The sequence below is a fragment of the Mycobacterium sp. E2238 genome (genome assembly GCF_001672665.1).
In the GTDB taxonomy this organism is placed as follows: domain Bacteria; phylum Actinomycetota; class Actinomycetes; order Mycobacteriales; family Mycobacteriaceae; genus Mycobacterium.
Genome location: NZ_LZKF01000173.1, coordinates 1 through 4,733 on the forward strand (window position 1 = coordinate 1; position 4,733 = coordinate 4,733).

A 4,733-nucleotide genomic window follows, 5' to 3' on the forward strand; every position below is an offset into this window, starting at 1 on the left:
CCTCGCCGGCGGCGAACAGGCCGGGCAGTTCCGTTTGGCCGTGCACATCGGTGACGACGCCGCCGCAGCTGTAGTGCGCCCCCGGGACGACCGGGATGGGCTGGCGGACGGGGTCGATGCCTGCGGCGCGGCACGCGGCGGTCACGGTCGGAAACCGGGTGGCGAAGCCTTCGATGCCGCGCGCGTCCAGGAAGACGCACGGGTCGCCGGTGGCCTTCAGCCGGGTGTCGATGGCCGCGGCGACGACGTCACGCGGGGCCAGATCGCCCATCGGGTGAACACCGGCCGTCACCGAATTGCCTTGTCGGTCAAGGAGTATCGCGCCCTCACCGCGGATGGCCTCGGTAACCAGCGGACGCCGCCCGCCGGCCCCGCCGAAGAGCATCGTCGGGTGGAACTGGATGAACTCCAGGTCGCTGACCGCGACGCCGGCCCACAGGGCCAGCGCGATCCCGTCACCGGTGGAGCCCTCGGGATTGGTGGTCGCGCCGTAGAGGTGCCCGAGCCCTCCCGACGCCAGGATCACCGCGGGCGCGTTGATGATTCCGTAGCCGTCCACGCTGCCCAGCAGGACCCCGGTGACGGCGGAATCGTCGTGCAGCACCCGCAGGGCCACGTGGCCGGCGCGGATGTCCAGCGTGGCCGCGGCGTGGTCGAGCGCCCGCTGCACCTCGGCTCCGGTGGCGTCGCCGCCGGCGTGCACGATCCGCCGCCGCGAGTGCCCACCCTCGCGCGTCACGTCCCAGCGGCCCGGCGATGCCTCGTCGAATCGCGCTCCGGCGCCGACCAATTCGGACACCGCCCGGTACCCGTCGGCGACGATGGAATACACCGCGTCGGGGTCGCACAGGCCGGCGCCGGCCGTCAGGGTGTCCGCGACGTGCGCCTCCACCGAGTCGTCGTTGTCGGGCAGGACGACCGCGATGCCGCCCTGCGCGTAGTGGGTCGCGGTCCCCCCCTTCGCCTGGTCCGCCTTGCTCAGCACGACGACGCTGCGGCCGGCGCGATGGGCGGCCAGCGCCGCGGCCAATCCGGCCACGCCGGTGCCGATGACGACAACGTCGGCGCTATGGGTCCAGGCGGGGCGGACGGTCATTCGCCGCCGCCCGGCTGGCCGATTTCGATCATTCGCTGCACGCTGCGGCGGCCCGCCGCCGCGATCTCCGGGTCGACATCGACTTCGTCGGCCCCGTCCACCAGGCAGCGCAGCAGGGCCGCGGGCGTGATCATCTTCATGTACTTGCAGGACGCCCGGTCGTTGACCGCGCGGAAGTCGACCTGCGGGGCGGCCCGGCGCAGCTGATGCAGCATGCCGACCTCGGTGGCGACCAGCACCTTGCGCGCCTGGGTCTGGTGCGCCGCGTCGAGCATGCCGCCGGTGGACAGGATCTTCACTCGATCCGCCGGGAAGGCGCCCTCGCCGGCGAGGTACAAAGCCGAAGTGGCACAACCGCATTCGGGATGCACGTAGAGGTCGGCGTCGGGGTTCGCCCGCGCCTGCTCGGACAGCTCGTCGCCGTTGATCCCGGCGTGTACGTGGCATTCACCGGCCCACACGTGCATGTTGGTGCGGCCGGTCACCCGGCGCACATGGGCCCCGAGGAACTGGTCCGGGCAGAACAGCACCTCGCAGTCGGGGTCGATGGACTCGACCACGTCCACCGCGTTGGACGAGGTGCAGCAGATGTCGGTGAGCGCCTTCACCGCGGCGGTGGTGTTGACGTAGGAGACGACAACGGCGCCGGGGTGCTCGTCGCGCCAGGCGCGCAGCTCGTCGGGGGTAATGGAGTCGGCAAGCGAGCAGCCGGCCCGCTGATCCGGGATGAGGACCGTCTTGTCGGGGCTGAGGATCTTGGCGGTCTCGGCCATGAAGTGCACCCCGCAGAACACGATGGTGTCCTCGGGTGCCTCGGCGGCGATCCGCGAGAGCGCCAGTGAGTCGCCGACATGGTCGGCGACGTCCTGGATGGCGGGCAGCTGGTAGTTGTGCGCGAGCACGGTGGCGCCGCGCAGCTTCGCCAGTCGGCGAATCTCGGCGGCCCACTGCTCGTCGCCCTCGACACCGGCGTAACCCGCGGGTGAATTCGTGACTTCGGCCATCATGTCTTCGGCGAGCGTGTCCATGCGATTTACAACCGTCACGGCGGCTCCTTTCAGCCCGAGAGGTTTTCGACTTATAATCGAAAACATGGCCCATGGTAACACCGCCCACGAAGTGCTCGCGGTCGTATTCCAGGTTCGCCATGTCGCCGAGCAGGTTACGAAGGGCCGCCCGACGGAAAAACCGCAGCTTAACGTGCTGTTATGGCAGCGTGCCAAGGACCCGCAGCGCGGCGCCTGGTCGCTGCCCGGCGGGCAGCTGCGCAACGACGAGGACATCACCACCTCCGTGCTGCGACAGCTGGCCGAGAAGGTGGACCTCAAAGAGCTCGCGCACTTAGAACAGCTGGCGGTGTTCTCCGACCCGAACCGGGTGCCGGGCGACCGGGTGATCGCGTCGACCTTCCTGGGATTGGTGCCCTCCCCCGCGACCCCCGAGCTGCCGCCGGACACCCGCTGGCATCCGGTGAGCTGCCTGCCGCCGATGGCCTTCGACCACGGCCCGATGGTGACGCACGCGCACGCCCGACTGATCGCCAAGCTGTCCTACACCAACCTCGGATTCGCCTTGGCGCCAAAGGAATTCGCGCTTTCTACACTCCGCGACATCTACGGCGCCGCGCTCGGCTACCAAGTCGACGCGACGAACCTGCAGCGGGTGCTGGTCCGCCGCGGCGTGATCAGCCAGACCGGCACCATCGCGCAGTCGGGCCGCAGCGGCGGGCGGCCCGCGGCCCTGTACCACTTCACCGATTCCCGGCTGCGGGTCACCGATGAATTCGCCGCGTTGCGGCCCCCCGGCTAGGCTCGCGGAAAGCGTCTTTCGGGTGACGCGATCGTAAATGGAGCAGTGGCGCGTCCGACTCTGCACGCGCGGGCAAGAAGTCGCTCACAGTCCGGCGATTACGTTTTGGTTACCTGCCGTTCGTGCGCGACAATGCCCGATGGCCTAGAAGGGAGCCCAATGGCTGAGCTCGGCAATCTGGCAGGCACGCATGGCGCGGAGTGGATCGCCCGGCCGCCCCACGAGGAACTGCAGCGCAAAGTACGCCCGCTGCTGCCCTCGGACGATCCGTTCTACCAACCCCCACTGGGCTTTCAACACGCCGAGCCGGGCACGGTGCTGCGTTCGCGCGACGTCGAACTGGCATTTTTGGGTTTGATCCCGCAGCCCGTCAAGGCCATCCAGCTGCTCTACCGGACGATGGACATGCACGGCGAGCCGGAGGCGGCGGCGACCACCGTGATAGTCCCGGCCGAGCTCGCCCCGGAACGCCCGTGCCCGCTGCTCTCGTACCAGTGCGCGATCGACGCCGTGTCGTCCCGATGCTTCCCGTCCTACGCGCTGCGGCGCCGGGCGAAGGCCCTCGGCTCGATCGGCCAGCTCGAACTCTTCCTGATCGCCGCCGCCGTCGCCGAGGGCTGGGCCGTCTCCGTGCCGGACCACGAGGGGCTGCAGGGCCTGTGGGGCGCGCCGTACGAGCCCGGCTATCGCGTCTTGGACGGCATCCGGGCCGCCCTGGGTTCCGAACGCCTCGGGCTGTCCCCGTTGGCGCCGGTCGGGCTGTGGGGCTACTCCGGCGGCGGGCTGGCCAGCGCCTGGGCCGCCGAGGTCTGCGCCGAGTACGCGCCCGAACTGGACATCGTCGGAGCGGTGCTGGGATCACCGGTCGGCGACCTGGGCAACACCTTCCGCAGGCTTAACGGCAGCTTTCTCTCGGGTCTGCCCGCGCTGGTGGTATCCGCGCTCGCTCACATCTATCCCGAGCTGGACAGGGTGATCAAAGAGCACAGCAACGAGGAGGGGCGAGCCCTGCTCGAGTCGCTCGAGAAGATGACCACTGTGGAGGCGGTCGTCCGGATGGCCGGCAAGAACATGGGCGACTACCTCGACGAGCCGCTCGAGAGCATCCTGTCGACGCCCGAGGTGATGCACGTGTTCGAGAGCATCAAGCTGGGCGTGGCCGTGCCGACGCCGCCGGTGCTGATCGTGCAGGCCGTCCACGACTACCTCATCGACGTGAAAGACATCGACGTGCTCGCCGACGCCTATTCGTCCGGCGGCGCCCAGGTGACCTACCACCGGGACGCCTTCAACGAGCACATGCTGCTACACCCGCTGTCGGCGCCGATGACGCTGCGCTGGCTCACGGACCGGTTCGACCGCCGCCCGCTGACCGAGCACCTCATCCGGACCACCTGGCCGACGATGTTCCACCCGATGACCTACGTCGGGATGGCGCGGCTGGCCAAGATCGCGGCCAAGGTCGTCTTCGGCCGGAGCATTCACCGCCGTCCGCTATGACACGGCCGCTTCCGCGGCACCCCCGGCTCCCAGCGGCAGCGCATCGGAAGCCCGGCCGCCCGGCGGAAGGGCGCCCAGGTCGTCACGGGCGTCGGCGGCCGCCAGCACCGCATACACCAGCGCGGCGATAGCGGCGGGCCACAGCAGGGTCAGCGCGATCTGCAACGGGTTCTGGGCGAAGAACACCGGGGGCGCCTGGACGACGTACGCCACCGACGGGGCCTTGGACAGCGGCACCGCGTCGAAGTTCAACGCGCCGTAGAAGACCCGGACCAGCGCGGCCCCGGTAGCCGTCGCGGCCGCGGCGGCGGTCAACAGGCCGGTCGAC

5 protein-coding genes are annotated in these 4,733 nt (G+C 69.8%); 2 read left to right on the top strand and 3 right to left on the bottom strand.

Features of this window, described 5'->3' with window-relative positions; all coding sequences use genetic code 11:
* Positions 1-1,096 (bottom strand): L-aspartate oxidase (nadB, locus tag A5711_RS15855; protein WP_067948096.1); only part of this gene is annotated, 1,096 nt, incomplete at its 3' end.
* Positions 1,093-2,142 (bottom strand): quinolinate synthase NadA, encoded by a 1,050-nt coding sequence (gene nadA, locus A5711_RS15860; protein ID WP_067948098.1) that lies wholly within the window; start codon positions 2,140-2,142, stop codon positions 1,093-1,095. The genes nadB and nadA, both read right to left, overlap by 4 nt.
* Before the next feature lie 46 nt (positions 2,143-2,188).
* Here nadA and A5711_RS15865 point away from each other — a divergent pair, with 46 nt between their 5' ends.
* Both A5711_RS15865 and A5711_RS15870 read left to right on the top strand, forming a co-directional pair.
* Positions 2,189-2,905, top strand: coding sequence for an NUDIX domain-containing protein (locus A5711_RS15865; RefSeq protein ID WP_067948100.1), 717 nt, complete (start codon positions 2,189-2,191; stop codon positions 2,903-2,905).
* A gap of 159 nt (positions 2,906-3,064) precedes the next feature.
* Positions 3,065-4,405 carry a lipase family protein gene (locus tag A5711_RS15870; protein ID WP_067948102.1) on the top strand — a complete coding sequence of 447 codons (1,341 nt, stop codon included), beginning with the start codon at positions 3,065-3,067 and terminating at the stop codon, positions 4,403-4,405.
* Here the strand turns inward: A5711_RS15870 and A5711_RS15875 are convergent.
* Positions 4,400-4,733, bottom strand: a 334-nt coding sequence (locus A5711_RS15875; RefSeq protein ID WP_156744964.1) for a DUF2567 domain-containing protein, incomplete at its 5' end; no start/stop codon positions are given. The two genes, A5711_RS15870 and A5711_RS15875, sit on opposite strands and share 6 nt — an antisense overlap.

Excerpts from the sequence above, each read along its gene's own strand:
- A5711_RS15865 (WP_067948100.1), top strand. The coding sequence starts at position 2,189 with ATGGCCCATGGTAACACCGCCCACGAAGTGCTCGCGGTCGTATTCCAG.
- A5711_RS15870 (WP_067948102.1), top strand. The coding sequence starts at position 3,065 with ATGGCTGAGCTCGGCAATCTGGCAGGCACGCATGGCGCGGAGTGGATC.